The sequence below is a fragment of the Paenibacillus sp. UNC217MF genome, from assembly GCF_000686865.1.
GTDB lineage: Bacteria > Bacillota > Bacilli > Paenibacillales > Paenibacillaceae > Paenibacillus_B > Paenibacillus_B suaedae.
On sequence record NZ_JMLT01000003.1, the window covers coordinates 608,937 to 634,096 of the forward strand.

Here is a 25,160-nt window from a genome sequence, read left to right on the forward strand (position 1 = left end):
CGTGGAAATGGAACAACAAAAAGAAGCGCCTCGTCATGTAGGCAGACGATTATGGCGCTATGCGTTGAAATATAAAGGTACGTTCATACTTGCACTACTCATGTTGGCGCTGGCCGTGGCGGCAGAGCTGTCCGGCCCATTCATCGCCAAGACGATTATCGATAAGCATATCTTGGGGATTGAGAAGCCCTATTATGAAGTTAATGCGCTAGCAGAGGGTGCCATCACATACGAAGGACGTACCTTAAAGCGCGAGGATCGTTTTGAGCCTGGCGAGGAGAAAGGCGCCGAAGCACGCATTCTGCAAGTCGGCTCCCAATTCCTATTCGTGAATGGACACATTCCTGAACAAGCAACGGGTGATCGGATATTCAAGGATGGAACCTTGACGATCGGAACGGGCGATAAGGCTTATAGCTCCCCTGCTATCGTCATGTCTCTGCAAGAGATATTGCATTTCTACGAGCCGGAGATTGCAAGCATCGTGAAGTTGATGGCTCTCTATTTTGGATTGCTTGTCGTGAGTATCTTCATGAGCTTCGGCAAGACACTTGGCTTACAGACGGCTGCGAACCGAGTTATTCGAACACTTCGCGGCGATGTCTATGCCCATGTGCAGCGTCTGCCAATCCCGTACTTCGATAACCTGCCCGCAGGGAAGGTTGTCTCACGTGTAACTAATGATACCGAAGCAGTGAAAGACTTGTTCGTCTCCGTACTAGCGAATTTCACATCTGGGATCATTACGATATCCGGTATTTATGTCGCACTGTTCATCTTGGATGTAAAGTTGGCGCTCGTCTGCATGTTCGTGCTGCCACTTATCGTATTGTGGGTTATTCTGTACCGTAAGTTCGCTACTCGCTACAACAAGATCATTCGTTCGCGACTGAGCTCCATTAACGCCATGATCAACGAATCGATCCAAGGGATGCCTGTCATTCGTGCATTCCGCCGTCAGCGTCACACAATGGATGAATTCAATGCCATGAACGACGAGTACTTTACGTACCAGAATAAGATGCTGAACTTGAATGCATTCACCTCGCACAACTTGGTTAATGTACTGCGCAACATCGCATTTGCGGTTGTGCTCTGGTATTTCGCCGGCGCTTCCTTGAACGGCTCCGGGATCATCACGCTCGGCGTGCTGTATGCATTCACCGATCTGTTGAACCGCTTGTTCCATCCAATTATCGGAATGGTGAACCAACTGGCCAATCTCGATTCATCCATCGTCTCGGCTGGGCGCGTCTTCGAGCTCATGGATGAATATGGTGAAGAGCTCGACGAAGGCTCCATGCCGCGCTATAAGGGGCATGTTGAGTTTGACAGCGTCTCCTTCGCTTATAAGGAAGATTACGTCTTGAAGAACATCAATTTCGAGGCGAAGCCAGGACAGACGGTTGCTCTCGTCGGCCATACTGGTTCCGGAAAGAGCTCAATAATGAACTTGCTCTTCCGTTTCTACGACCCGCAAAAAGGGGAAATCCGCATTGACGGTACGCCTATCACGAGCGTTCCGAAGCAATGGATTCGCGAGCATATGGGAATCGTGCTGCAAGATCCGTTCCTCTTCACCGGAACAATCGCCAGCAATGTCAGTCTCGGCGATCCGCGCATTTCGCGCCAACAGGTGGAGGACGCCTTGAAGGCCGTCGGCGCAGATCGAATATTGAAGCAGCTTCCGAACGGTATTGATGAGACCGTTATCGAGAAGGGAAGCACACTCTCAGCCGGACAGCGTCAGTTGATTTCCTTCGCCCGTGCTCTAGCGTTCCAGCCTTCCATCTTAATCTTGGATGAGGCAACTGCGAACATTGATACGGAAACAGAGGCTCTGATTCAAGAGGCACTCGATGTATTGAAGCGTGGACGTACCACATTCATCATCGCCCACCGCTTATCGACGATTCGCAGTGCGGATGTGATTCTTGTGCTCCATCGTGGTGAGATTGTAGAACAAGGCTCCCATGATGAGCTTATGGAACTGCAAGGACGTTACTATAAGATGTACCAGCTCCAGCAAGGTTCAGTCGCTGCACCTATAGAGCATACCGCAGCAGTTTTATCCAGTACGAAGCTTGGCACGAGTTCGGCTTCTGCTGTCCCTACGACCTAATCGATCATAATCAATAAGAAGAGCGTTCACTACGTCTGCATAAGCAGACATGGTGAACGCTCTTTCTGAACGTACAATCAGTTAACGCAGGGAACACTTATTTTTAATAAAGTGGATTTGATTCTCTACTCGATTGAGTTCCTGCTCCAGATCATAAGACATGCCTCCAATCGCCTTTGAACGAAGCGATTCAAGTTCTGCCTTAAGCTGCGGCAAATCGGTACTTGCCTGAGAGCAGGAGTAGTCGCTCTCCAGATTCAGATGATCCATCGATTTGGCATCCTCCTTGAAAGGCGTTAGACAACAGGAACGGCAATACTTCATAACTGCAATATCGAGGATAAGCCAACATGATTCCTGTATACATGCTTAATTGTTATTGCAGTTACTTGTGTTTGCCTTTTGCATTATTGGCATCTGAAGTACGCGTCGTCGTATTTTGACGGGAATGTCCTTGTTGTTTATGTGCCATTTGTTTACACTCCTTTGTCTTGTGCTTTGTCGTCTGTCATCCATGAGTTGGGAAGGTCAGCATTGCACGCAAGTTTATTCCTTCTTCCGGAAGTACGAGGCATCAGGCATCATATAATGAATGAGTATCCGTCTAGCCTTGCTGCTTCGGAATCTGGTTCAAGCTTGCTGCCCGGTGGGCAATCTTGCCTAGCTTCGGAGTTACCTGCTCCTCCATGACGCTGGCCTGATTCTGTTGTTGATGAATTCGCTGCGCTTTGTTATGCGGCATATTACTCACCTCCACTTATAGACTTCCCGCTTACCTCACATTTATAACGTCTTATGCCGATCTAATTCCTGTAGGATTTCTTCAAGTATCTTCAAACATATCTTGGGACTATCCTCCGAGCACAACCCGATCATCCACGAATTTCTCCCCACGAACACGCTCGAACTCGCGAAGCAAGGAATCTACCGTTAATGTCTGCTTCGACTTCGCTGGAATATCAAGCACGATTTTCCCCTTATCCATCATGATAAGGCGATTGCCTAGCCGTATGGCCTGCTCCATGTTGTGTGTTACCATGAGTGTAGTAAGCGCTGATGCTCGCACAATCTCTTCTGTTAGTCGAGTAATAAGCTCAGCTCGGCCGGGATCAAGGGCTGCCGTATGCTCATCAAGCAGCAAGATACTAGGCTGCGTGAACGTGGCCATCAATAAGCTTAAGGCTTGGCGCTCACCGCCAGATAATAATCCCACCTTAGCGTTCAAGCGATTCTCCAAACCAAGCTTAAGTCTGGACAATTCCTCTTTGAACAAGGTTCGGCGAGCGCGCGTAACACCGAATCCCAGCCCCCGTCTCGTTGCACGGCGCAGGGCAATGGACATATTCTCCTCAATCGTCATATCCGGTGCCGTTCCAGCCATCGGGTCTTGGAACACACGACCGATCCAGCGACTCCGGCGATGTTCTGACATGGATGTTACCTCATGACCATCTAACGAGACGCTACCTACATCAGGCGCGATCACTCCGGAAATAATATTCATTAGGGTCGATTTGCCTGCACCATTGCTGCCAATAACCGTAACGAAGTCGCCAGGTTGTAAATGCAGTTGAATATGAGACAATGCCATCTTCTCATCAGCCGTATTCGCATTAAAAAACTTACTTACTTGATTGACATGCAGCATCTCTATTCACCACCCTTTTGAATCATCTGGATAGCACGAAGCTTGCTTGCACGACGTTGATTCCATGACTTGCGAATCATCGGTATCGTTAAGGCAATAATAACGATAATTGATGTGAGCAGCTTCAAATCGGTTGCATTCATTTGCATTCGCAAAGCAATTGCGATAATGACCCGATACAGAACAGCACCTAGCACCACAGCTAGCGTAGCACGCATGATCGTGCGATGGCCAAATATCGCCTCACCGATAATGACAGAGGCCAGCCCCACAACAATCATGCCTACCCCGGATTGGATATCCGCGAACCCTTGGGATTGCGCAACAAGTGCGCCTGATAGAGCAACAAGTGCATTCGAGAGACTGACGCCAAGAATAATCGTATTGTCGGTATGCACACCGAAGCTGCGAATCATCCGCGGGTTGTTCCCCGTCGCGCGCAGTGACAAACCAATTTCCGTACGCAAAAACCAGTCCAGACCAAATTTAATAAGCAGCGCAAATGCTCCCATTACCAAAAGCAGCGTAAATCCATGCGATAGAGGCGTCAGCAGCGTTTCATTCTGCATCAGGCCAATATTGGCCTTGCCCATAATCCGCAAATTAATGGAATGCAAAGCAATCATCATCAATATGCCAGATAGAAGTGCGTTGATTTTCCCCTTCGTATGAATAAGACCCGTAATCATGCCTGCAATTCCACCACCGAGAAATGCAAGCAGCGTACCAATCCAAGGCGATATGCCCGAAGTTATTGATAATGCAGCGATCGCTGCACCCGTCGTAAAGCTTCCGTCTACCGTTAAATCCGGGAAATCAAGTATGCGAAATGTTAAGTATACCCCTAACGCCATTACAGCATATAACACACCTAACTCGGCCGATTTCAGCATCGCTAATCCAAATCCATCCACGAGCCATCGCTCCTTCCTCGATTCGTATAAATGAACGAACGGCCCGTATCGAAATCAACCCGAACGACCACTTATGATCGCGGTCGCCAAGCCGTTATCGTACAGGCCGTATGTAGTGCGGCTGCCTGCTTACACTTGATGCGCGATTAATGCCTCATAGAACGGTTCGGTAAAGCATGATTCTGCTCTCTTTCGTCTTCCGCATGTGCAGCGAAGCAATGCATTCCGTCTTTATTGGAACAAGTTCTCCGGCTTGACCTGCTGCTTCATCGCATCCGATACATCGAATCCTTGAGCAGCTGCAGCCTTCAGGTTCAACGCCAAATCGAGAGATTCAGGAATACGAGCGGAAACATCAGCCGGTTTCTTGCCGTCCTTGAGGATTTCAACAGCCATCTTGCCGGTCGTATAACCTAGATCGAAATATTCGAAGCCGAAGGAAGCAACACCGCCGTTCTTTACTGAGTCTTTCTCTGCAACGAACACCGGAATCTTATTGTCATTGCCCACACCAATAACCGAGTTCAACGCACTTACGACTGTATTATCAGAAGGAACATAAATGGCCTGCACCTTGCCAATAAGCGATTCCGCAGCTTGCTTCACTTCCGAGCTATTCGTTACAGGGGCTTTGACAACCGACAACCCGAGCTTTGTTAGAGCTTCCTCAGCTTTCTGGACATTGACTACGGTGTTTTGCTCGCCTTCATTCGCGATGATGCCTACTGATGCAATATCTTTGACATTGTCCTTAATGAACTCCATCAACTTGGAGATCGCTTCTGGATGCAGATCTGTCGTTCCCGTCACATTGCCGCCAGGGCTCTCCATGCTCTGCACAAGACCCGCTCCTACAGGATCCGTAACCGCCGTAAACAGCACAGGAATATCCTTCGTCTCCTTCGCTGCAGCTTGAGAAACCGATGTGCCAATCCCTAAAATGAGATCCACTCCGCCCGTCGCGAATTTCTGCGCGATCGTAGCTGCATTTGTCTGATCACCCTGAGCATTCTGATAATCCAGTACTAAGTTCTCTCCTTCGACATAACCATTATCCTTTAATGCTTGAACGAAGCCTTTATAGGCCTCATCGAGGGATGCATGATTGACAATCTGGGTAATGCCAATTTTGACTTTCTTGCCTTCAGCAGAGCCCTTAGCTCCTCCGCTCCCTTCACTAGTGGCATTATTGGCAGATCCACCATTCCCACATGCAGCTGCAAACAGCATCAGAAGCGACATAATTGCAGCCATAACAAGATGAAGACGAGATTTCATCATGACCATTCTCCCTTTCACATCATAAATTCTTGTAAACTATCATTTTTTCTTGGTTCACCACAACACTAATGTTGTTAGCAGTGGTCAATTTCAACAAAAATGATTTATCACATAAAAGCATAAAACCACAAAAGCTTAAAAGCATGATCCAAGTAACGCGTTATAGGCATATTGTACCTACATATTCCAACTCGTCAATAATAACGTTTGATAAATATGGCATTTTCTAGTATTTTATTTCATTTTTTTGTGTTTTTCTCTACTTTTTAAATAATCGCTGTCCTACATATAAAACAGCCACCCCTTCAGACATCGTAGTTTGAAAGAGTGGCTGTCATGTATGATTGTTTTCAAATGTATTTCTAAGCATGAAACGCAAGCAGAACAAGGTGCATCAGGAAGCCTCGAGACTTATCCGCTTCCTACGATATTCAATTTCAGCAAGAAGCATATCGACAAATGTAGCCTCCAATTGCATACGAACAGCTTCCTGATAAGCTTCTTGTAGTGATTCGTCGGTCAATAACGTGTACATAACGTGTAGATTATACCCCTTTGTTCACGTCTCTGTAATCACGTCTGCGTGCCACGCCATCCGCATAGGCCGCATCTACGACCGCATCACGAACCTTCGGCACAACTTGTGCATTAAAGACGCTCGGAATGATATAGAGTTCATTCAGCTCATCGGCAGGTACAACTTCAGCAATTGCATGTGCCGCTGCCAGCTTCATACGTTCTGTCACCTTGGACGCACGGCAATCCAGCACGCCGCGGAACAGCCCTGGGAAACAGAGAACATTATTGATTTGGTTCGGGTAATCCGAACGGCCTGTTGCAATAATGCGAGCAATATCTTCGATTTCGTCCGGATCGATTTCTGGAGTCGGATTGGCCATAGCAAATACGATTGGGTCGGAAGCCATTGTCATGACATCCTCTCTCTTCAATACACCTGGCCCGGATACGCCGATAAATACATCCGCACCTCGGATAACATCACTCAGAGAACCGCTCTCTAAGTTCGGATTTGTCTTCGATGCGTACCGATTCCATGCTTCATTTTCATACACGGTATCGCGTACTAGCGCACCCTGACGATCGACACCAATGATATTCACAACTCCTGCTGTGAGCAGCATCTCCGTGCATGCCATTCCGGCTGCACCTACGCCGCACAGCACAATCTTGCAATCCTCGATCGACTTGCCAACGATGCGCAACGCATTGAGAATTCCCGCCAGCATGACTACAGATGTACCATGCTGATCATCGTGGAAAATAGGAATATCCAATTTCTCGCTTAATCTCTGCTCAATTTCAAAGCAGCGCGGTGCCGATATGTCTTCCAAGTTAATGCCGCCAAATGCCGGCGCAATCGCTTCAATCGTTCGTATGATTTCTTCCGTGTCCTGCGTATCCAGACAGATCGGGAAAGCATCTACATTGGCAAACTGCTTGAACAGCATTGCCTTCCCTTCCATAACTGGCATTGCTGCCAGTGCTCCAATATTGCCAAGCCCCAGCACTGCCGTTCCATCCGAGATGACGGCAACCGTATCCCGCTTAATCGTCAACGTATAGGCGCGGTTAGGATCTTCGTGGATGGCCATACATACACGGGCAACACCTGGCGTATACACGCGTGACAGATCGTCACGGTTACGAATCGGTACTTTCGGGGTCATTTCAATCTTGCCGCCGAGGTGCATCAGGAATGTCTGATCCGAGACGTTCACGATCGTAACACCCTTCAGCTGCTTCAACCGCTGTACAATGCGATCACCTACACTGCCATCATACACATTGACCGTAACGTCTCGTACTGTAAATGCCGGTGTGCCGCGAATGACGTCTATCGCAACAATATCCCCGCCGCTCTCGCCGATTGCTGCTGCAATCTGAGCAAATGTACATACATGCTTGTCAATTTCCATTCGAATAATAATATTCGTGCTTGAACCTAGTGACTTGGCCATGGCTTGCACTCTCCCCTGAATCAACTGCTTCCTTAACGTTACAGACGTTCCAGTATACTAGCCAACAATGCAGTTCGACGCGGCAGCTCATGCAGCCAAATAAATTCCGACGGTGAATGTGCGCCATCTCCGCGCACACCTAATCCATCGAGCGTTGGTGCTCCACATGCTGCTATGAAATTCCCGTCGCTTACACCGCCCGTGCTTGTCTCCTCCAACTCCAAGTTCAATTGTTCTTTCGCTGCTTCTCTAGCTATCTGATACAGCTTCGCAATCGAATCTGTCCGCTCCATAGGGGGACGATTCATGTCTCCAGTCAATCGGAGACGAACATCGGGATGAATTGAAGCAAGTCCATGAATCCTCTCTACAAATTGATTGAAATCTTCCATCGTCCGGACGCGCACATCAATGTCTGCTTCGGCATAATCTGCTACCACATTGGCTCCAATTCCACCGCTTATTTTACCAACGTTCACATGTATGCCGCGTTCTGGGTCCGACATACGGTGAAGTTGAATAATTTGATGTGCTAACTCTTCGACAGCAGATACGCCCGATTCGGGATTGACACCCGCATGTGCTGCTTGTCCCTCAACAGATAGATAGAATCGACCACTACCCTTGCGAGCTGTCTTCAATGCTCCAGTAGGCTCCATCGGTGGCTCTAGCACGAAGGCCGCCTCGCAGTCTCTCGCATAGAATTCAATCCATTGTCGCGAAGTTGGACTTCCAATTTCTTCATCACTATTAATTAATAACACAATTGATAGCTGTTCGGGAAGTCTGTTTGTAAATTGTAGAATTTTTATCGCAAATAATGCTTGGATCAAGCTCGCCTTCATATCATATACACCAGGCCCGTAAGCCCGTTTGCTGTCTACGCGGAATGGCCTTCTCTTCGTCTCTCCCGCAGGCCATACAGTATCCGCATGGCCCACGAGCAATATGTTCCTCGGACCGCTGCCTACACGAACGACGAGCCTATCTCCATATCTATCATTCGGAACTCGTTCTACTACTGCACCAAGTTCCTTCTTGAAGCAATCCTCATACCAATCTATCATCCGGTCGGTTAACACTTTATTCGTTGATGGAGAATCCATATTCACACTCTGCTCCAGCAGGGCAAGCATTTCGGGCAGCCACCGTTCCAATTGCTCTATGAATTTCATATCTACTTTACCTGCCTTAATGGGATTGCGAATTGGAGCCGAACAATCGATCCAACCCGTACACCCGTTCTAAGATGAAGATAAATACGAGACTTAGCAATATCATGATGGAAGAAATAGACGCGACAAGCGGTGTTAACGATTCCTGCATATAATTGAAGATAGCCATCGGAAGTGTTGTCGTTGATGGAGATATTAAGAATAAGGATACCGTGACATTATCGAATGACGTCAGAAACGCAAACACCATTCCTGAGAAAATAGCAGGCCGAATAACTGGCAGGGTAATGTCCCAAAACGTGCGAATCGGATTCGCACCTAGAATAGCCGCCGCCCGCTCCAATGTATAATCGAAGGAACTGAGCCCGGTCAGCACAAGCCGTACGACGTATGGTACCGAGATCAAGATATGAGAGAGCAGCAACCCCGTAAAGGTACCAGCAAGTCCAATTCTCGTAAAAAATAGAAGTGCAGATATCCCTATAATCAAGGAAGGTACTGTCAATGGGGACAAGAGCAGCGCGTTGATCGCTCCACTCCCCTTGGGCTTATATTTGTGCAGTGCGAATGCAGCCAGTGTACCAATGATTGTCGCGATTACAGCTGTAATGGATGCCAGCTTCACACTTACCCAAAATGACTCAATGAACTCTGGACGGTCAAAAATTTTCACATACCACTGCAGCGAAAAGCCCTCTGGTGGAAAGCGAAGTACCCCCGTCGAAGTAAATGAGGTGGGCACGATAATAAGGAGCGGCGATATGACCATTAGAACGACGAGAAACGTAATGATGCCAAGCGGCGAAATTCGAAATCGTTTCGATTCGTTCATCATGACGAGAACACCTCCTTATATCGTTTCGTCTCAACCAATCGTGTAAATAGAGCCACGAGGCCAAGCGTCGAGCCAAGAAGCAAAAAGGCAAGCGCTGCGCCAAGCGACCAATCATAGGCAGCCATCATCTTCTCGTAGGCGATAACCGGCATTACCTTCACAGATGTCCCCCCCATAAGTGCAGGCGTGACAAAGGCACTCATCGCCAAGCTGAACACAAGCGTCGTGCCGGCAAATATGCCAGGCATGCTTAGCGGCAGCGTCACACTGAAGAACATCCGCGAACGGGAAGCACCTAGTATCCCTGCGGCCTTATACAGGGAAGCATCTACTGCATATAGGCTCGTTGCAATCGCAAGTACCATATAGACAATTAATGAATCTGCAAGACCGATAACGACGCCAAGTTCGTTGTACAACAGACGCAGCGGTTTCTCAATTACTCCTAGCGAGATAAGGGTGTTATTAATGAAGCCATCGTCGCCTAAGATGACCACCCAGCCGAAATTCCGGATGACGACGCTAATAAGATGAGGAGAAATAATGAGAAACGTAATGAATCCCCGCATTTTGGGCGTTGCCTGCGCCATATACATGGCTACGGGATAGCCAAGTAGCAGGCACACGATAACTGTGTACAGACTAAGCTTGATTGTCCGCCACAGCACCTCTACATAGTATGGATCTTGAAAAAATAATGCATATTGCTCCAGTGTAAATGCACCGGTTCCTCCATCTTCACGAATGCTAATTACGAACATGTACAGCATCGGCAGTACAAATACACCCAATATCACGATCAGGCTGGGAACAAGCAGCAGTAGAGCTGCCCAAGACTTACTTCCTGCGGGCTTCGCCATATGCTAGCCCTCCTTCCGCGGGAAGACGATGACATCTTGCTCATCCCATGTAAGCTTCACCAGCTGTTCGTCTGACACATGCTGATGACGACGCTGGGAATGAGTTCGCACACTGATCAAACCATCGGCTGTTCGTACAACCATCTCTCCATACGAACCAAGGAAGGACACCAGCGAAACAGCTCCATGTGAGCAATTGGATTCATTCGAGGAATCTCCAGCTTCCGATCGTGCTGCTTCCATTCGAATATGTTCAGGCCGGACATAAGCGAGCACCTGCTCTCCTTCCTTGAACGAGTATCCATTCCGTTCAGCCTTTAGCCTTATTCCTCCTGCTGTACGCAGCTCCCCCCAATGATCGTTTACAGCAACGACAGTAGCTTCGAAGCGATTGGATTTGCCAATAAACTCATGCACGAACGCTGAGGCCGGCTCATGATAGATTTGCTCGGGAGTCCCAATCTGCTCTACGGCTCCGTGATCGAGCACGACAATTCGATCCGAGAGATACATTGCTTCTTCTTGATCATGTGTAACAAATATCGTCGTTACGCCGATTTCCTGCTGCAGACGCTTCATTTCCTCCCGCAATTCCTCTCTTAGCTTCGCATCGAGATTACTAAGCGGTTCATCCAGCAGCAGCAGTGACGGCTCCGTCACAAGTGCCCGTGCGATAGCGATCCGCTGCCGCTGTCCTCCTGACAATTGCTTCGGATATCGATCAATGACATGCGGAAGCTTCACGAGATCAAGCACCTTCTTCACGCGATCCGCCATCTCCGATTTCGATGTCTTTCTCAGCTTCAAGCCGTATGCAACATTTTCCCCCACTGTCATATGCGGAAATAACGAGTACGTCTGAAATACCATGCCGAGGTCTCGTTTATTCGCTGGGACACCATGCATGGGTTTGCCTTTAATTCGCAGTTCTCCTCCATCCGGTTCTAAGAAGCCGGCGATCATATTTAATGTCGTCGTCTTCCCACAACCCGAAGGCCCGAGGAAAGTAACACACTCTCCCCGTTCCACTCCCAAGTTGAAATTGTCAACGACGACCGTTCCACCGAAGCGCTTATGAACGCCCTGCAATTCTACGTCGTACGTGATCGTCATGAGCTATCCTCCATCCTAATTATCTATAAGTTATTTACCTACGAGAGGCGCTACTTCCTTATTGAACTGATCGAGCCATTGCTTCGTATTGTCACTAATGACACCATAGTCAAATTTCACAATTTTACTTTTATCAAAATCAAGCAGCTTCGCTGTATCCTCAGGCAGCTTCACATCAACAGCCGTGTTGTAATACAATTTCGTCGCATACAGCGTCTGAACTTCATCCGTCAGAAGGAAATCGATGAATGCTTTGGCCGCATTAGGATGCTTCGCACCCTTGATTAGGGAAGCGACGTTCGGCACGATGTTGGCGCCTTCTTTCGGAATGACGAACTGCAAGTCCACGCCTTGATCCTTCTGTACGATACTTCTTGCCATCGTCCAAGCTGTATAGGCTGCCGTATTATTTTGCAAATTCTGCTGCAGCTGAGCCGCGGTCTTCGCGAATGTCGGCATATAACCTGCAATCGTCTTCAGCTTATCGAAGCCTGCAGCCATGTCCTTCTCAGAACCGCCATTGGCATAAGCAAGCATAATGGTGGCTGAACGGCCGAAGTTGCTCGACATTTCTGTCAGCGTAATATTTCCCTTCATGGCAGGAAGAGCAAGATCATTCCAAGACTCCGGTACAGGCAGTCCCTTCTCCTTCACCAGCTTGACATTGTATGAGATGCCCATTGGGGTATAGTTGACCGTTACGCCGCTGTTTTCATTGATCTTCAGTTGTTCGTCAACTTTGGACATGTTCGGAATCTGTGCAGGATCGAGTGCTTCCCATAGTCCCTTCTCGCGGCCTGCCTCCTGCTCGCCACCTTCAATGACGGCTACATCAATTTGCGGAGATCCCTGCTGCGCCGTGACCTTGGCCACAATATCTGTCGATACGCCCGATACATAGGACAGCTTTACGTCTGGGTATTTTTCATTGAACTTTTTGAAAATTTCGTCCTTCATCAAGGTCTCCACCGTAGCTCCATTCCCGGCGATAACCAATTCACCTTCCACAGACGAACCATTGGAACCGCTTCCATCTTTGCTGCTGGAATTTGAAGATCCGCAAGCAGCCAACAAAGAGCCGATCAAGGTTAAAGTTAATATCAATGATGCCCAGCGACGTGCTTTCATTGTATTCCTCCCCCAAATTTGTTCACTATTCGTGAACAGTGTTTATAATTGGTGAATCTTGGTTTGATTTTAGCATAGGGGCATGGTATGTTCAATATAGAACCATGAAATTTGTCACATTTTAACACAATTTGTACCCAGCACTCGCACAATTACTTGAACAACGCCATATTTCCATTTGTCAGCATCATGCCACCAATTGAAAATATCGGCTAGTACGATCATAGGAGAGAGAATATGGAGCACTATCTGTCATCCGTTCAGAAATGCTGTACACTGCTGAAGCTGTTTCTTCACGGATCGAAGGAATGGGGAGTCACGGATTTAAGCCGCGAATTGCAGTGGTCTAAGGGGGCTGTCCATAAAATGCTGACCACCTTGGAGAGCGAAGGACTGATCAAGCAGCATCCACGGACGAAGCTGTATTCATTAGGGTATACACTGCTGGAATTAGGAAATAAGGTAAAAAACGATGATGATATGGTCAGCTTTGCAAGACCTTACTTGCAGCAGCTCGCAGAATTGACGAAGGAGTCGGTATGCTTATGTATTCGCGATCAGCTGGACGCGATCTATGTCGACAAGCTCGACTCCCCGCTGCCAATCCGCTTCATCATTGATGCCTATCGGCGGTTTCCGCTCTATGCGACAAGTGCCTCGCGCGTTATTCTGGCCTATAGTCCGGAGTCGCTGCAGCAGGCCTTGCTTGAAGAACCAATGATTGCTTTTACGAACTACTCCATCACGGAGCGCGAGCAAATGAGCGAGCGTCTTGCAAATATCCGTGAACAGGGCTATGAGATGAGCTCGAACATGCGCAATATTGGCGTAACGGGCATTGCTGCACCGATCTTCCATGGTGATGGCTCTGTACATGCATCTATTAGCTTAATCGGCCCGAGTGATCGAATGGAGCCTCATGTCGATCGCTGGATCAGCATGCTGCTGCAGGTGACCCAAGAGATGTCGCGCCTGCACGGCTTTAGTTAGACGCGTATCCTTGCAAGCAATGCATCGCCCTCATCATACATAAGGGAAGCTGGATTGAAGAGGAACCTTCCCCTTAATCAGCTTCCCTTATTGTTGTTCTTGCTATTAGATGAGCACGATTAGCATACCGTAACCGTTACTCACGGTTCAGTTCGAGCCACTGCGACCCGTCATGTTTATTGATCGTAAACGTGAAGCCTAGCATTTGCGACAGTGAGCGGAGCGGAACATATAATTGCCCATCCTTCACTTCTGGTGCTAGCGGCATGACAAGCGTCTGCCCACCAACCTTCGCCTGCTTGCTATTCATCGTTAGTTCCGCTACTGCTCCCGTAATATCATCAGTTATGGTTAGCTTCGTCTTGCCTTCCCATTTCAGCTTCGCATCGAATTCCTCCGTAATAAAGCGCAGCGGAACCATCATCGTTCCACTCTTCGTATACGGCAGCGCCATATCATCATAGAACCAGTCGTCATAGTTCGTTGTTGAGACTGGGATTGTCGTCCACTTCTTCGTTACTCCCACTTGCTTCAGCCATTTGTGCGCTACAGATGAAGGGTCGAAGTGTCTGAGCCACTTGCCAGGCGTCATCTCTGGATCTGTTAGGGATACGGAAGAGGAGAAATCCACGTCATCCACCTTCACATTTCCATTCAGATTGCTGTATTCGGTTGATTGGTTAATGGTAACCTTCTTGAACGGAGCTCCAGCAGAAGCCGGAACAGCGATCGCCAGCGATGCATTCAGCTTGCGAATATTCGATTCCTGATCTGCATACAGATCCAAGACGAGCTTCGTATCTGGCCCGAGCAGAACGGCCGCGTCCGGATTGCTCTTCACCCAAGCCTCATAACCTTGATCGAGCTGTGAAATGATGGATGGCAGCTGTTCTTTGAACATTTTGTACGCCGATAATCCAAATGCCTCGCCATCCTTCAGCATATCTGGAACCTCTCCCTCCATCTCAGGAGCTGCTTGCGAAAGCGCAGCCGTTAGCATCGGTACGTACCACTTGCCCATTTCCAGAAACCAAGCCTTCATGCCCTCTTCGTCCTTCAAAGCAGATTGAAGCAGTTGCTTCACCCATGGCACCAGTTCATTGCCTCCGAATTCAATATGGAGCTGCGATAATGGCAGCGATTGTCCCATTATTTGCTCTGTGACTTGCTTTACAGATGCATTTTGAGGATTCGGTGCATGCTTGCCAAATAGCGTTATCGTAGATTCAGTAAAAGCCTTCAATTGCTTTGAAGCAGGTTGAACCGTAGATAAAAGTTGAGTATTCATATCATTGCTCATTACAATAGGGGATTTAGCTCCCTCCAGCTTAAGCGCCATGCGATTGTCTTTCCTGCCAATTGTGAACGGAACCTCGTCGCTTGCCACCTTCAGCTTGCCACTCATCGAAAAACGCTGGGCATCCTGCGCCTTCACTTGAATTGTCAATTGCGCATCGTTGAATGCTTTTATCATTGCAGTATCATCATCTTGCAGCTTGCCAGATGCCGGCTCAAAATGAATGCTCATCGTCTGCTGTGCTTCATACGAGTTGATGTCCAGCTGCTTCTTCATGACCTTCGTCACATCAAGTCCGCCAATTGATTGACAGCCTGTTAGCAGCACAAGCACTGCCGCCATGCACATTGCTAACCACTTGCATGTTTTCATGTCCCGTTTCCCCTCTTTCCATTTCATATCGAATACCTGCCTTTACAATTCCGATCTGATACGTAAGCTGTATGTATCTCATGACCATTATGAAGGACATCGGAATACCGTGTAAAGAAATAATTCCAACAATATATCGGAGATCCCCTGTTGGCTGCAGTTACTCCTGCAATTACTCTAGTGGTTGTTCTTGTAGTTGTTCTTGCAATTCATCTGCATCTATATCAGCAGTCCTCCAACCGTCTCACTGCCTGATTAGAAAAAGCGCTGACAGCTATATTCTAAGAATACAGCGAACAGCGCCAATTGTAGCAATGCCTATTCAATCATTCATATGGAAGTACTAGACATCTAATTAGCTATTCGTTCATTGTGGAAAATCACTGAACTCCGCTTCATTCCACATTGCAAATTACAGAACCTTGATTGGAGCCAAGCTCCACACTTCCTGATGGGTTGCTACAGCTTCTGGTTCCAAGGTAACAAGCGGCCCGAGTGACTCTAGTTCCAATATATGCTCGTTCGTATACAATTCAAAGGAGCAACCCCCGTCCGGATAACTCGCACCAGAAATCGGTTCATAGCGCTTCTCAAAAACGATTCCATTTCTTGTATAAGACGCCTTGCCCTCCTCTTGTAGCATACCGAACTTGAACGCTTGCTTCAGGTGAGCAACTTGCTTCACTTCGATGTGTCGTTCTCCCCATGTCACCCGTTCATCATTCATAGCAGCATATGGCCACAGCGAAATGGAGCGGTTTGGGAGCAGGCCGGTATCTCTTGTAATCTGCGGAACAACAGCTGTACCACCCGGTGCCATAACCGTGATCGCCCACGGTGCCAGCTGAATCGGCCATGCTCCCTTATTGGCAATACGGTGGATGACAACGACGTCGTCTTGCTGAAAAATCAGCTCGATCTCCTTGGCGCATTGCGTCCATGGTTCTACCGGAGCAATCAATCTCACGCCTGACGCTGTTCGTACGTATTCAATAGGCCGATCATCCGGCGTGTACGTCCGTGGATAAGCTTCTGGACTTGCCCATAACCGATGCCCGCCGCGAAGCAGCCAACCGTCGCTGCCTAAGGCATGGAACGCTTCTCCCTCCTGGCGGATTGCTCCTTCACGATCCTCGAACAGCATATTTTCTTGACCGCATAAGCTGAAATGCATAATTCGGATGCCAAATGTTAGCGGCACAATTACCTCATAGGTTCCATTCTCTAGGTGCAAACTCTCGCCCCAGCGTTCATGCTGAATGGTATTCATCTGTAAAGCAGCCACTGCCGCTCCCCCTTCCGTCCTCATTCCCTTTTGATCTTCTCTCTATACTGCTTTAATGGCACTATTACGTACTTTACTATCTATGCGATTCAATCGTTTATACTAACAATCAATAACATTCAGCAACACTCGTTAATCCTTATGTTCCACTATCACTTACATCTCAGTATTAACAGAATTCAGTATCTCTTATGTCTCATTATTAATAGAATTCAGTATCTCTTATATCTCAGTATTAATAGAATTCAGCATCACTTATATTTAAGTATTAATAGGATTCAATTGTTAATATTACGATGTCTTCCAAAATTCGCTCATGGCTTTACTTGCTCATACCCACATGCCATGGCGAAACGGCAGAAGGCCTCGCGTCCCAACTCATCATGCTTGAATACGCCCGCTTGACCCAGTATGGTCACAAACTTATTGCCGATCTCATGCAAAATGACCTGTCTAGCCTTATCAACTGCCATAATCCCGTATTGATCCAGTAATTGATCCACCCAAACACGATGAGGATATAGGCTATCGGTTTCTTTCAGTTGATCCCTTGCCTCCATCCATTGTCCTTGTTCGGACAACAGAGTCGTAATCCGCTCAATATCTTGCTTCAGACGCCCTGGGAGAATCGCAAGCCCCATCACTTCAATTAAGCCGATATTTTCTCTCTTAATATGGTGATGCTCTCGGTGTGGATGGAATATGCCCTCAGGGTGAACCTCATCTGTGCGATTGTTGCGAAGCACCAAGTCCATCTCGAATAACGAACCCCGGCGCCTTACAATTGGCGTGATCGTATTGTGACGAATCGATTCCCCGTCACGAGTCGTACTCGCTGCAATCCCTACGCTGTCATCACTGTACAGCTTCCACTGCTCATAGATTTCATCCGCACATTGAAGCAGGACATCCGGCTGCTCACCTTGCAGCCGCAGCACTGACATCGGCCAGCGAACAATCCCTGCGGTTACGCCAGGGTATGCCGAATGCGTGAACCGAGTCTCGATCGGCGCTCGTTCAATTGGGAACGTATGTCTGCCCGCTTGGAAATGATCATGACTGAGGATCGATCCGCCTACAATGGGCAGGTCAGCATTAGAACCAATGAAATAATGCGGGAATTGCTCCGTAAAGTGCAGCAAACGTGCAAACGTATTACGCGTTAGCTTCATCGGAATATGCTCACTGTTGAAAATAATGCTGTGCTCGTTATAATACACATACGGCGAGTATTGGAAATACCAGGATTCTCCGTTCAACTCCACTGGGAGAATGCGCAAATTTTGCCGGGCAGGATGATCCAGTCTTCCTGCATACCCTACATTATCCGCGCAGAGCAGACATTCGGGATAGTGAGATGCGGACAACTGTGCAGCAAGCGCAATTTCCTGCGGACTCTTCTCCGGCTTCGACAAGTTGATCGTCATTTCCATTTCACCGAACTCACTCATATGAAGCCAGTATTCATTGTTGCGGACACGATCAGTCCGAATATAATTGCACTTTTGATTGAGACGATAGAAATCATCGGTTGCCCGCTCCATTCCATCCGTCATCCGTATCCGTTGGAAACGGTCCTGCATCTCAGAAGGACGCGCCATGAGAAGCCCCATAATCCGAGCATCAAGTAGATCGCGCTGCGTCATAGTGTTATCTGGAAGAATGCCGCTCTTATAGGCATAATCCAGCAGCTCATCGAGTATAGGATGCGGTTCATCCGGAATTGCTTCCCATTTCTCATCTCGGAAGCTTGAACAAGGCTCTGGCAATTGGAATAAAGCTAATAGCTGATTGCGAACATAGGGCATATCAAGCCGATTCATCAGATCATGATGTACTGCATATCGAATCAAGGTCTCAATCGCGAAGCTTGCCCGCTGGGCAGATGCTCGCGACAGAACTAATCCTTCCACACCTTGTGTCATCTCGCATTCCTCCTCAGCTATCGTATCCGTGTGGACGTGCTTGATGCCATTTCCAAGCACTCTCGATCAACACATTCAGATCATCCCGCTTCGGATTCCAGCCCAGAACAGACTTCGCTTTGTTAGCGGATGCGATAAGCACAGCAGGGTCTCCGGCTCGGCGCTCTTCCACCACAGTTGGTACACTTCTTCCCGTAACCCGTTCTGCAGTCTGGATCACTTCCAGAACCGAAAACCCGTTGCCGCTGCCCAGATTGAACACATCGCTCTGACCGCCGCCGCGCAAGTATTCAACTGCCAGCACATGGGCATCAGCCAAGTCGCTGACATGGATATAATCACGAATGCATGTGCCGTCAGCTGTAGGATAGTCGTTGCCGAACACCTTCATTTCCTTCCGCTGGCCAAGTGCTGTCTGCAATACAAGTGGAATGAGGTGCGTCTCAGGTCTATGATCTTCGCCGATCTTGCCATTCTCATGAGCGCCAGCCGCATTGAAGTAACGCAGCGAAACGTAGCGAATATCATGTGCTTGATCGAACCAGCGCATCATCCGCTCCATCGTCAGCTTCGTCTCCCCGTATACATTCGTCGGGTTCGTCGCTTCTGTCTCTTCGATCGGTGTGCGCTCCGGCTCCCCATAAGTTGCTGCAGTTGATGAGAATACAATCCGGGACACTTGATGCTTGCGCATCGCTTCAAGCAGAACAAGCGTGCCGTGGACATTGTTATCGTAATATTTCGCAGGATTGCTCATGCTCTCGCCTACAAGTGAGTAGGCAGCAAAATGAATGACTGCATCAATAGAATGTTGCGCAAATACAGAATCGAGAAATGCACTATCGCGAACATCACCAATATGAAGCGTACCGCCTAGAACCGCATCTTTATGTCCAGTCTCTAACGAATCTACAATCACGACCTCTTCACCGCGCGCCAATAATTCCGCAACCGTATGCGAACCAATATACCCTGCTCCACCTGTAACTAATACTGCCATGCTATTACCACTCCTCACCAATTGTTGCTGTCTGTATAGAAGGCTTGATCTCTCTTACTCCATCTCCTACGCGACAGATATAAAATTCCGGATGTAATCCGGTCTGCTGTTCATATGCGGAACCTACTTGCGCGACAAATTGTTCAGCATCCCCTTCACGTACGAGCGATACCGTGCAGCCACCAAATCCCGCTCCCGTCATTCGAGAACCAAGTGTCCCTTCGATATGTCGTGCTTCCTCTACCATAATATCCAACTCGTTGCAGCTGACTTCATACAAATCACGCAAGGAGTCATGCGATGCATTCATCAATTCGCCGAAACGAATCAGGTCATTGTTCTTCAGCGCCTCAACCGACTGCTTCACGCGATCATGCTCTGCAATGACATGCGCCGCACGTGCACGCACGATATCATCTGCAATCGTATCGGCCGCAGCTTCGAATTGCTCCGCGGTAAGCTGCGCCAGCAGCGTCATATGCGGATATGTAGCTTGCAGCGCCCGTACCGCCTCATCACACTGTGCTCTGCGCTCATTATACTTCGAATCGACTAGCCCGCGGCGCTTATTCGTATTGCCGATAATAAGACAATACCCCTCTGTCTGGAAAGGTACATGCGTATATTCCAACGTATCGCACATTAATAGAATGGCGTGATCCAGCTTGCCTTGCGATACTGCGAATTGATCCATGATGCCACAATTCACGCCCACGAATTGATTCTCTGCTCGCTGGGACAATACAGCGATGTCTGTTCGATCAATGCTGTGCCCTTCCATCGTAAGCAGCGCATAAGCGGTTACCACTTCCAGCGATGCAGAAGAAGACAATCCTGCCCCATTCGGAATATCTCCGTGGAATAGCAGCTCATATCCTCTAGTCAAGCCACGAGCCGATTGCTCGAGCTGATTCATGACTCCGATTGGATAATCTGTCCATTGATCCTGCTTCGCTTCTGCAAGTGCATCCAGTTCAATATCCAGCTGGTATTCAAAATTCGTCGTCGCCAGTCGTATGCATTGATCCTCACGTTCACGGATTATTAGAGTCGTCCCGAATTCCAATGCGGCAGGGAGCACATATCCTCCATTATAGTCAATATGCTCTCCAATCAAATTCACTCGTCCTGGAGCATGGAAAAAACGAACCGGTGCAGAACTCGTTCCATATCGTTGTTCAAAACCTGCCAATAGTTTGCTTGCATCCATTACAATGACCTCCCGTTGTCTCACGTGAATACGATACCGTTACATTTATCATACGAATATCCGCTGGATTTCGTAATATATCGATGTGCGCTACATATGGACTTATGTGACTCTACCATCATTTTCATGCTACAATACTATTATTGTACACGCAAGGAGGATCTCATTATGACTGACTCCCTTAATTATGAAGCGGCAGAGGCAGCAACTGCAACTAGCGATGCAGAGGCTAGTGTCGTCAGCGCTCTAGAGACCTATACGGTTGCTTCAAATCCAACCTACGTCGAACAAGAAGGATTACGCGTCCTATTTGCAGGGGAAAGCCAGACCGTCCCCTCTCATAAGGTCGGCCCTAAACTTTACGACTACTATTTGCTCCATCATATTATGGATGGACAAGGGAAATTTTCAACGGAAACGAAAACTTACGAGCTTCAGGCGGGGGATGCGTTCCTCATCGCACCCGGACGCCTCGTCAGCTATGAATCCGATGCAGCTAAGCCATGGAAATACTGCTGGATTGCCTTTCAAGGCAGTTCTGCTGATGACCTCGTAGGCCGTGCTGGGTTCTCGGAACAAACCCCCATTATTCGTGCAGACGATCACATGGATGTTCCCTATCAGATGAAGCACATTACTACGGCCTTTCAAGAGCGAAGTGTAGCAGCCGATCTGATTGCACACGGCTGTCTCCATCTCATTATGGCGAAATATGCAGGCATGCAGCGGCAATTGGATGACACGAATCGACTGCGTCCCGAGTCTGAAATGCAGCAGACCGTACGGCAGGCTATCCAGATGATGTCTACTCAATATGCGCACCCATTATCCATCGAGCATATCGCGGAGAGTTTAGGGTACAGCAGGGCCTATTTTTCTCGCATATTTAAGCGGATAACGGACATGACACCTGTTACCTTCCTGTTGAAGCTGCGAATCGATAAGGGCCGCCAATTGCTTCGAGAACGTCCTGATCTAACGGTTGAGCATATAGCCGCCTCGGTCGGCATCCCTGATGCGCTCTATTTTTCGAGACAATTCCGGCGGTTCTATGGGCAGCCTCCTACAACCTATCGCAATCAAGTTATGCAACCCGACAGCACTTATCAGCGTAAATCTTAGTATGGATGTACACCAAGAATTAGGAGGGAACACCTATGAAAAGACTGAGCATCAAGGAAGAGTGGGAGCAGCAGGCGCGATTAGCGGAATCCAGTCGTAAGGAAGCTGCATCCAAATCCATTTCAGAGCTTATTCAAGACCTTACGAATACTGGTGGAGTCTACGTACAGGATCACAAGCAGACTAGCGCAGTTGGCGAGCTGTTCCGCCGCGCGGTAGATAAGCTGAATCCATTTCACAAATCCTAATTTAGCTAAATGAAAAGGAGCGTTGCCCTGATAAACAGAAAATAGCAACGCTCCTTATTATGTGAATGACATATCCACTCTAATGCTGTAGTTGTTTCAATGCTTTCGATATGGACTCTTATCGTTATTTCTTCCAAGTTATGTTATGAATCCAGCTCTCTCGTTCCACGCCGATGGAACTTTCATTTCTCTTAATGGATCGCTACATCCCGCACAACGCTTCTGCAACAGGCATATAGCGTGAGTCGTATACCTGTTGATAACGAAGGTGACGCTCTGCATGAGGATGATAGGTGTCTACGCCTCGACTTTGCATCGCCTGACGCACTTCCTCTGCATGGGCATAATACCCGCCCCCAAGTGCAGCTGCGCATGCAGCGCCAAGCATCGTCGCCTCCTCAATAGGCGGCACGACGAGCGTTGCATTCGATATATCCGCCTTCATTTGCAACCATGCAGGAAGCCTTGTTCCGCCTCCAACTGCGCACATATTGCGAATCTCATGCTCCGAATTGCGTTCCGCACTTTGACGAATCATCTCCAGCTGATAAGCCGTACCTTCAAATACTGCCCGCAATAGCTCCTTCTTGCCGTGCGACTTGGACAGACCGATAAAGGCAGCACGCGTCTTCGAATTTGGATACGGGGCGCCGCTTCCCGACAAATACGGGAAGAACAGAGCTTCCCCTGGGCCATCGTTCACATCGTTCATGAGCTGCTTAATCTCTTCGTAGGACAATGTCTCATCGGCAAGCTGTCTCCGAATCCATTCCACTGCACCGCCTGAAGAAGCATTGCCACCCATCCAGAAGTGATAACCCGGCACAACATGATAGCCGTAGGATAATCCGGTATCAAACTCTGCTTGTCCGAGTGGACGCTTCGCGATTGTGCCAACGAGCGTCTCTGCTGTTCCCATAGAAACATATACGTCACCCGGCTGCACAGCCCCAACTGCAAGTGCTGCACAGACATGATCATGCCCGCCAATTGCAACTCGTGTATGGGCAGACAGACCAAGGGCTCCCGCTACCTCTGGCGCTACAGTTCCTAGGGGTATGCCGCTTTGCAGAACTTCCGGGAAAATCTGCTCATCCAATCCGAAATGCCGAATCCACGGGACATCCCAGCTGTCCGTCTCCATACTGTATGCAAATGTTCGCGTCGCAAGCGATGGGTCGAAGGCCATTGCACCAGTTAATCGGTATGCAATATATCCCGATACGGACAGCCACACAGCCTGCTTGAACATACTCGCATCTCGATCCTTCAGCCAGAGCAGCTTCGGCAATCCATGCTTGAACGACAGGTGCAGTCCTGTACGCTGGAACAGCTCCAACGGCGTTCCTTCTTGACGAACCCGCTCCGCTTGCTCGGAAGAGCATGTGTCGAACCACGGCAGGAGCGGAGATTGCACCTTGCCTGTGTGACGGTTCACGAGCAGTCCACTCTCCGCCATGCTCGTAATCCCGATATAATCAACAGGAACTTCACCGTGAGCATCCATTAGCTCGCGAACCATTTCGGATACGTCATTCCACATCGCATCTGGATCATATACAACGTAGCCTTCATTCGTATCTACGGTAACGGTTGGACGACTTGCTTGTCCTAGAAGTCTGCCTGACTCATCGAATAGTCCGACCTTGCGATTGGTCGTCCCGAGGTCAACCCCGATCATGCGCATAGGGCTATACCTCTTTCCCTGTCATCTTGTAATATGCGAGTGCGAACAATTCCCCCATCGGTTCACGATATACCGCATCCGCATGTCCATCCATGCTCGTCGCCGTCCGATTCATCAGCACCAGCTTCGCCTTCGTTGCTAATCGAACAAAGCTGGCCGCTGGCTGCACAGTAAGCGAAGTACCGCCCACGATTAACAGATCCGATTCCCGTATCCGTTCAATCGCTCTTGAAATAACCGCATCATTCAATTGCTCTTCATACAGTACAACATCAGGCTTCAATGTCCCTCCGCATTGCATGCAGGAAGGGATAGCCTGTTCACTGTTCAACACTGCATCCAGTCCATATTCCGCTCCGCAAGCGGTGCAGCGGTTCCGGTGCACCGAGCCATGAAGCTCCCATACTTCCTTGCTGCCTGCTGCTTGGTGCAGTCCATCAATATTTTGTGTGACGACTGCCGACACGATACCATCCTCTTCTAGCCGGGCCAATGCACGATGTGCTCCATTCGGCTTCGCAGAGGGATGCAGCATCTTCGCGCGATAGAAACGATAGAACGTCGCCGGATCACGATCATAGAAGGAGCGGCTCAGCATGACTTCCGGAGGATATCGGAATGCCTCATCATCCGCAAATACCCCATTGTCCGATCGGAAATCGGGAATCCCGCTCTCTGTCGATGTTCCTGCTCCGCCAAAAAAAACAACATGCCTGCTGCTGCGCAATAAATCTGCCAGCTCCTCTGCATGAGCATGAAGAATAGGATTCATTTGTTCTGTCATCGTCGTCGCTTCCTCCCTTTTCCACCTAAACAGTTCAATTTTAAGTATACCGTACCTATTCATCTAGGGAAAGATTTCAAGGGCGGCATGCGCGATCCCACACTGACAAGCTATTCTTCTGCTCCTACGAAGAAGGCCTGAGAAGGCATCAAGTACAGATGCGTTCTCAGGCCTATATGGATTGA

The 25,160-nt window shown here is 48.5% G+C and carries 23 protein-coding genes; 4 read left to right on the forward strand and 19 right to left on the reverse strand.

The features are described from left to right. Positions 1-7: 7 nt before the first annotated feature. Positions 8-2,122: an ABC transporter ATP-binding protein gene (locus BP95_RS29435; RefSeq protein WP_051613981.1), complete on the forward strand. Its 2,115-nt coding sequence runs from the start codon at positions 8-10 to the stop codon at positions 2,120-2,122. A gap of 81 nt (positions 2,123-2,203) precedes the next feature. Here BP95_RS29435 and BP95_RS0102940 read toward each other — a convergent pair whose 3' ends face one another. The 12 genes from BP95_RS0102940 to BP95_RS0103000 form a co-directional block, all read right to left on the reverse strand. Beyond that, a complete protein-coding gene (locus BP95_RS0102940) occupies positions 2,204-2,392 on the reverse strand; it encodes a hypothetical protein (RefSeq protein ID WP_021256963.1) in 189 nt (62 codons plus the stop codon). A gap of 334 nt (positions 2,393-2,726) precedes the next feature. Beyond that, positions 2,727-2,864, reverse strand: coding sequence for a hypothetical protein (locus BP95_RS33455; protein ID WP_162833952.1), 138 nt, complete (start codon positions 2,862-2,864; stop codon positions 2,727-2,729). A 108-nt stretch (positions 2,865-2,972) separates the two neighbouring features. Next, on the reverse strand, positions 2,973-3,770 hold the full coding sequence (locus tag BP95_RS0102955; protein WP_028531370.1) for an ABC transporter ATP-binding protein: 798 nt from the start codon (positions 3,768-3,770) through the stop codon (positions 2,973-2,975). Positions 3,771-3,772: 2 nt separating this feature from the next. After that, the gene (locus BP95_RS0102960) at positions 3,773-4,684 is read right to left on the reverse strand and encodes an ABC transporter permease (protein ID WP_090511471.1); all 912 of its coding nucleotides are present in this window, start codon (positions 4,682-4,684) and stop codon (positions 3,773-3,775) included. 231 nt (positions 4,685-4,915) lie between these two features. Further along, positions 4,916-5,962 (reverse strand): ABC transporter substrate-binding protein, encoded by a 1,047-nt coding sequence (locus BP95_RS0102965; protein ID WP_021256966.1) that lies wholly within the window; start codon positions 5,960-5,962, stop codon positions 4,916-4,918. Between the two features lie 397 nt (positions 5,963-6,359). Then, the gene (gene sda, locus BP95_RS34170) at positions 6,360-6,500 is read right to left on the reverse strand and encodes a sporulation histidine kinase inhibitor Sda (RefSeq protein ID WP_081677094.1); all 141 of its coding nucleotides are present in this window, start codon (positions 6,498-6,500) and stop codon (positions 6,360-6,362) included. A gap of 10 nt (positions 6,501-6,510) precedes the next feature. Then, positions 6,511-7,944 (reverse strand): NAD-dependent malic enzyme, encoded by a 1,434-nt coding sequence (locus BP95_RS0102975; protein WP_021256967.1) that lies wholly within the window; start codon positions 7,942-7,944, stop codon positions 6,511-6,513. A gap of 38 nt (positions 7,945-7,982) precedes the next feature. Beyond that, complete coding sequence (locus BP95_RS0102980; protein ID WP_021256968.1) at positions 7,983-9,119, reverse strand: M20 family metallopeptidase; 1,137 nt, start codon at positions 9,117-9,119, stop codon at positions 7,983-7,985. Positions 9,120-9,135: 16 nt separating this feature from the next. Continuing rightward, entirely contained in the window at positions 9,136-9,954 is an 819-nt protein-coding gene (locus tag BP95_RS0102985) for an ABC transporter permease (RefSeq protein WP_021256969.1), read from the reverse strand. Further along, entirely contained in the window at positions 9,951-10,814 is an 864-nt protein-coding gene (locus BP95_RS0102990; protein ID WP_021256970.1) for an ABC transporter permease, read from the reverse strand. Before BP95_RS0102990 ends, BP95_RS0102985 begins: the two co-directional genes overlap by 4 nt. Before the next feature lie 3 nt (positions 10,815-10,817). After that, on the reverse strand, positions 10,818-11,927 hold the full coding sequence (locus BP95_RS0102995) for an ABC transporter ATP-binding protein (RefSeq protein ID WP_021256971.1): 1,110 nt from the start codon (positions 11,925-11,927) through the stop codon (positions 10,818-10,820). 30 nt (positions 11,928-11,957) lie between these two features. After that, positions 11,958-13,055 (reverse strand): ABC transporter substrate-binding protein, encoded by a 1,098-nt coding sequence (locus BP95_RS0103000; RefSeq protein WP_021256972.1) that lies wholly within the window; start codon positions 13,053-13,055, stop codon positions 11,958-11,960. A 237-nt stretch (positions 13,056-13,292) separates the two neighbouring features. Here BP95_RS0103000 and BP95_RS0103005 point away from each other — a divergent pair, with 237 nt between their 5' ends. Further along, complete coding sequence (locus BP95_RS0103005; RefSeq protein ID WP_028531372.1) at positions 13,293-14,045, forward strand: IclR family transcriptional regulator; 753 nt, start codon at positions 13,293-13,295, stop codon at positions 14,043-14,045. Positions 14,046-14,181: 136 nt separating this feature from the next. Here the strand turns inward: BP95_RS0103005 and BP95_RS0103010 are convergent, their stop codons facing one another. The 5 genes from BP95_RS0103010 to BP95_RS0103030 all read right to left on the reverse strand — a co-directional run bounded on the left by BP95_RS0103010 (position 14,182) and on the right by BP95_RS0103030 (position 21,134). Further along, the gene (locus tag BP95_RS0103010) at positions 14,182-15,714 is read right to left on the reverse strand and encodes a copper amine oxidase N-terminal domain-containing protein (protein ID WP_021256974.1); all 1,533 of its coding nucleotides are present in this window, start codon (positions 15,712-15,714) and stop codon (positions 14,182-14,184) included. A 412-nt stretch (positions 15,715-16,126) separates the two neighbouring features. Next, positions 16,127-16,999: a hypothetical protein gene (locus BP95_RS0103015; protein WP_028531373.1), complete on the reverse strand. Its 873-nt coding sequence runs from the start codon at positions 16,997-16,999 to the stop codon at positions 16,127-16,129. A 314-nt stretch (positions 17,000-17,313) separates the two neighbouring features. Then, complete coding sequence (locus tag BP95_RS0103020; protein WP_021256976.1) at positions 17,314-18,924, reverse strand: UDP-glucose--hexose-1-phosphate uridylyltransferase; 1,611 nt, start codon at positions 18,922-18,924, stop codon at positions 17,314-17,316. Between the two features lie 13 nt (positions 18,925-18,937). Then, the gene (galE, locus tag BP95_RS0103025) at positions 18,938-19,924 is read right to left on the reverse strand and encodes a UDP-glucose 4-epimerase GalE (protein WP_021256977.1); all 987 of its coding nucleotides are present in this window, start codon (positions 19,922-19,924) and stop codon (positions 18,938-18,940) included. A gap of 4 nt (positions 19,925-19,928) precedes the next feature. Then, positions 19,929-21,134: a galactokinase gene (locus tag BP95_RS0103030; RefSeq protein WP_021256978.1), complete on the reverse strand. Its 1,206-nt coding sequence runs from the start codon at positions 21,132-21,134 to the stop codon at positions 19,929-19,931. Between the two features lie 168 nt (positions 21,135-21,302). Here BP95_RS0103030 and BP95_RS0103035 point away from each other — a divergent pair, with 168 nt between their 5' ends. Together BP95_RS0103035 and BP95_RS0103040 are read left to right on the forward strand one after the other, a co-directional pair. After that, positions 21,303-22,256: an AraC family transcriptional regulator gene (locus tag BP95_RS0103035; protein ID WP_021256979.1), complete on the forward strand. Its 954-nt coding sequence runs from the start codon at positions 21,303-21,305 to the stop codon at positions 22,254-22,256. Between the two features lie 35 nt (positions 22,257-22,291). Then, positions 22,292-22,504, forward strand: a complete 213-nt coding sequence (locus tag BP95_RS0103040) for a hypothetical protein (RefSeq protein WP_028531375.1) — start codon at positions 22,292-22,294, stop codon at positions 22,502-22,504. A gap of 202 nt (positions 22,505-22,706) precedes the next feature. On the opposite strand, the gene BP95_RS0103045 is transcribed toward BP95_RS0103040, so the two are convergent. Then, entirely contained in the window at positions 22,707-24,191 is a 1,485-nt protein-coding gene (locus BP95_RS0103045; RefSeq protein WP_028531376.1) for an FGGY-family carbohydrate kinase, read from the reverse strand. Positions 24,192-24,195: 4 nt separating this feature from the next. Then, positions 24,196-24,975, reverse strand: a complete 780-nt coding sequence (locus tag BP95_RS29440; protein WP_021256982.1) for an NAD-dependent protein deacylase — start codon at positions 24,973-24,975, stop codon at positions 24,196-24,198. Between the last annotated feature and the right edge of the window lie 185 nt (positions 24,976-25,160).

What these genes read in the sequence shown, in the direction of transcription:
- BP95_RS29435 (WP_051613981.1), top strand. Translation starts at nt 8, where the DNA reads ATGGAACAACAAAAAGAAGCGCCTCGTCATGTAGGCAGACGATTATGG.
- BP95_RS0102940 (WP_021256963.1), bottom strand. Translation starts at nt 2,392, where the DNA reads ATGGATCATCTGAATCTGGAGAGCGACTACTCCTGCTCTCAGGCAAGT.
- BP95_RS33455 (WP_162833952.1), bottom strand. Translation starts at nt 2,864, where the DNA reads ATGCCGCATAACAAAGCGCAGCGAATTCATCAACAACAGAATCAGGCC.
- BP95_RS0102955 (WP_028531370.1), bottom strand. Translation starts at nt 3,770, where the DNA reads ATGCTGCATGTCAATCAAGTAAGTAAGTTTTTTAATGCGAATACGGCT.
- BP95_RS0102965 (WP_021256966.1), bottom strand. Translation starts at nt 5,962, where the DNA reads ATGAAATCTCGTCTTCATCTTGTTATGGCTGCAATTATGTCGCTTCTG.
- sda (WP_081677094.1), bottom strand. Translation starts at nt 6,500, where the DNA reads ATGTACACGTTATTGACCGACGAATCACTACAAGAAGCTTATCAGGAA.
- BP95_RS0102975 (WP_021256967.1), bottom strand. Translation starts at nt 7,944, where the DNA reads ATGGCCAAGTCACTAGGTTCAAGCACGAATATTATTATTCGAATGGAA.
- BP95_RS0102980 (WP_021256968.1), bottom strand. Translation starts at nt 9,119, where the DNA reads ATGAAATTCATAGAGCAATTGGAACGGTGGCTGCCCGAAATGCTTGCC.
- BP95_RS0102985 (WP_021256969.1), bottom strand. Translation starts at nt 9,954, where the DNA reads ATGATGAACGAATCGAAACGATTTCGAATTTCGCCGCTTGGCATCATT.
- BP95_RS0102990 (WP_021256970.1), bottom strand. Translation starts at nt 10,814, where the DNA reads ATGGCGAAGCCCGCAGGAAGTAAGTCTTGGGCAGCTCTACTGCTGCTT.
- BP95_RS0102995 (WP_021256971.1), bottom strand. Translation starts at nt 11,927, where the DNA reads ATGACGATCACGTACGACGTAGAATTGCAGGGCGTTCATAAGCGCTTC.
- BP95_RS0103000 (WP_021256972.1), bottom strand. Translation starts at nt 13,055, where the DNA reads ATGAAAGCACGTCGCTGGGCATCATTGATATTAACTTTAACCTTGATC.
- BP95_RS0103005 (WP_028531372.1), top strand. Translation starts at nt 13,293, where the DNA reads ATGGAGCACTATCTGTCATCCGTTCAGAAATGCTGTACACTGCTGAAG.
- BP95_RS0103010 (WP_021256974.1), bottom strand. Translation starts at nt 15,714, where the DNA reads ATGAAAACATGCAAGTGGTTAGCAATGTGCATGGCGGCAGTGCTTGTG.
- BP95_RS0103020 (WP_021256976.1), bottom strand. Translation starts at nt 18,924, where the DNA reads ATGACACAAGGTGTGGAAGGATTAGTTCTGTCGCGAGCATCTGCCCAG.
- galE (WP_021256977.1), bottom strand. Translation starts at nt 19,924, where the DNA reads ATGGCAGTATTAGTTACAGGTGGAGCAGGGTATATTGGTTCGCATACG.
- BP95_RS0103030 (WP_021256978.1), bottom strand. Translation starts at nt 21,134, where the DNA reads ATGGATGCAAGCAAACTATTGGCAGGTTTTGAACAACGATATGGAACG.
- BP95_RS0103035 (WP_021256979.1), top strand. Translation starts at nt 21,303, where the DNA reads ATGACTGACTCCCTTAATTATGAAGCGGCAGAGGCAGCAACTGCAACT.
- BP95_RS0103040 (WP_028531375.1), top strand. Translation starts at nt 22,292, where the DNA reads ATGAAAAGACTGAGCATCAAGGAAGAGTGGGAGCAGCAGGCGCGATTA.
- BP95_RS0103045 (WP_028531376.1), bottom strand. Translation starts at nt 24,191, where the DNA reads ATGCGCATGATCGGGGTTGACCTCGGGACGACCAATCGCAAGGTCGGA.
- BP95_RS29440 (WP_021256982.1), bottom strand. Translation starts at nt 24,975, where the DNA reads ATGACAGAACAAATGAATCCTATTCTTCATGCTCATGCAGAGGAGCTG.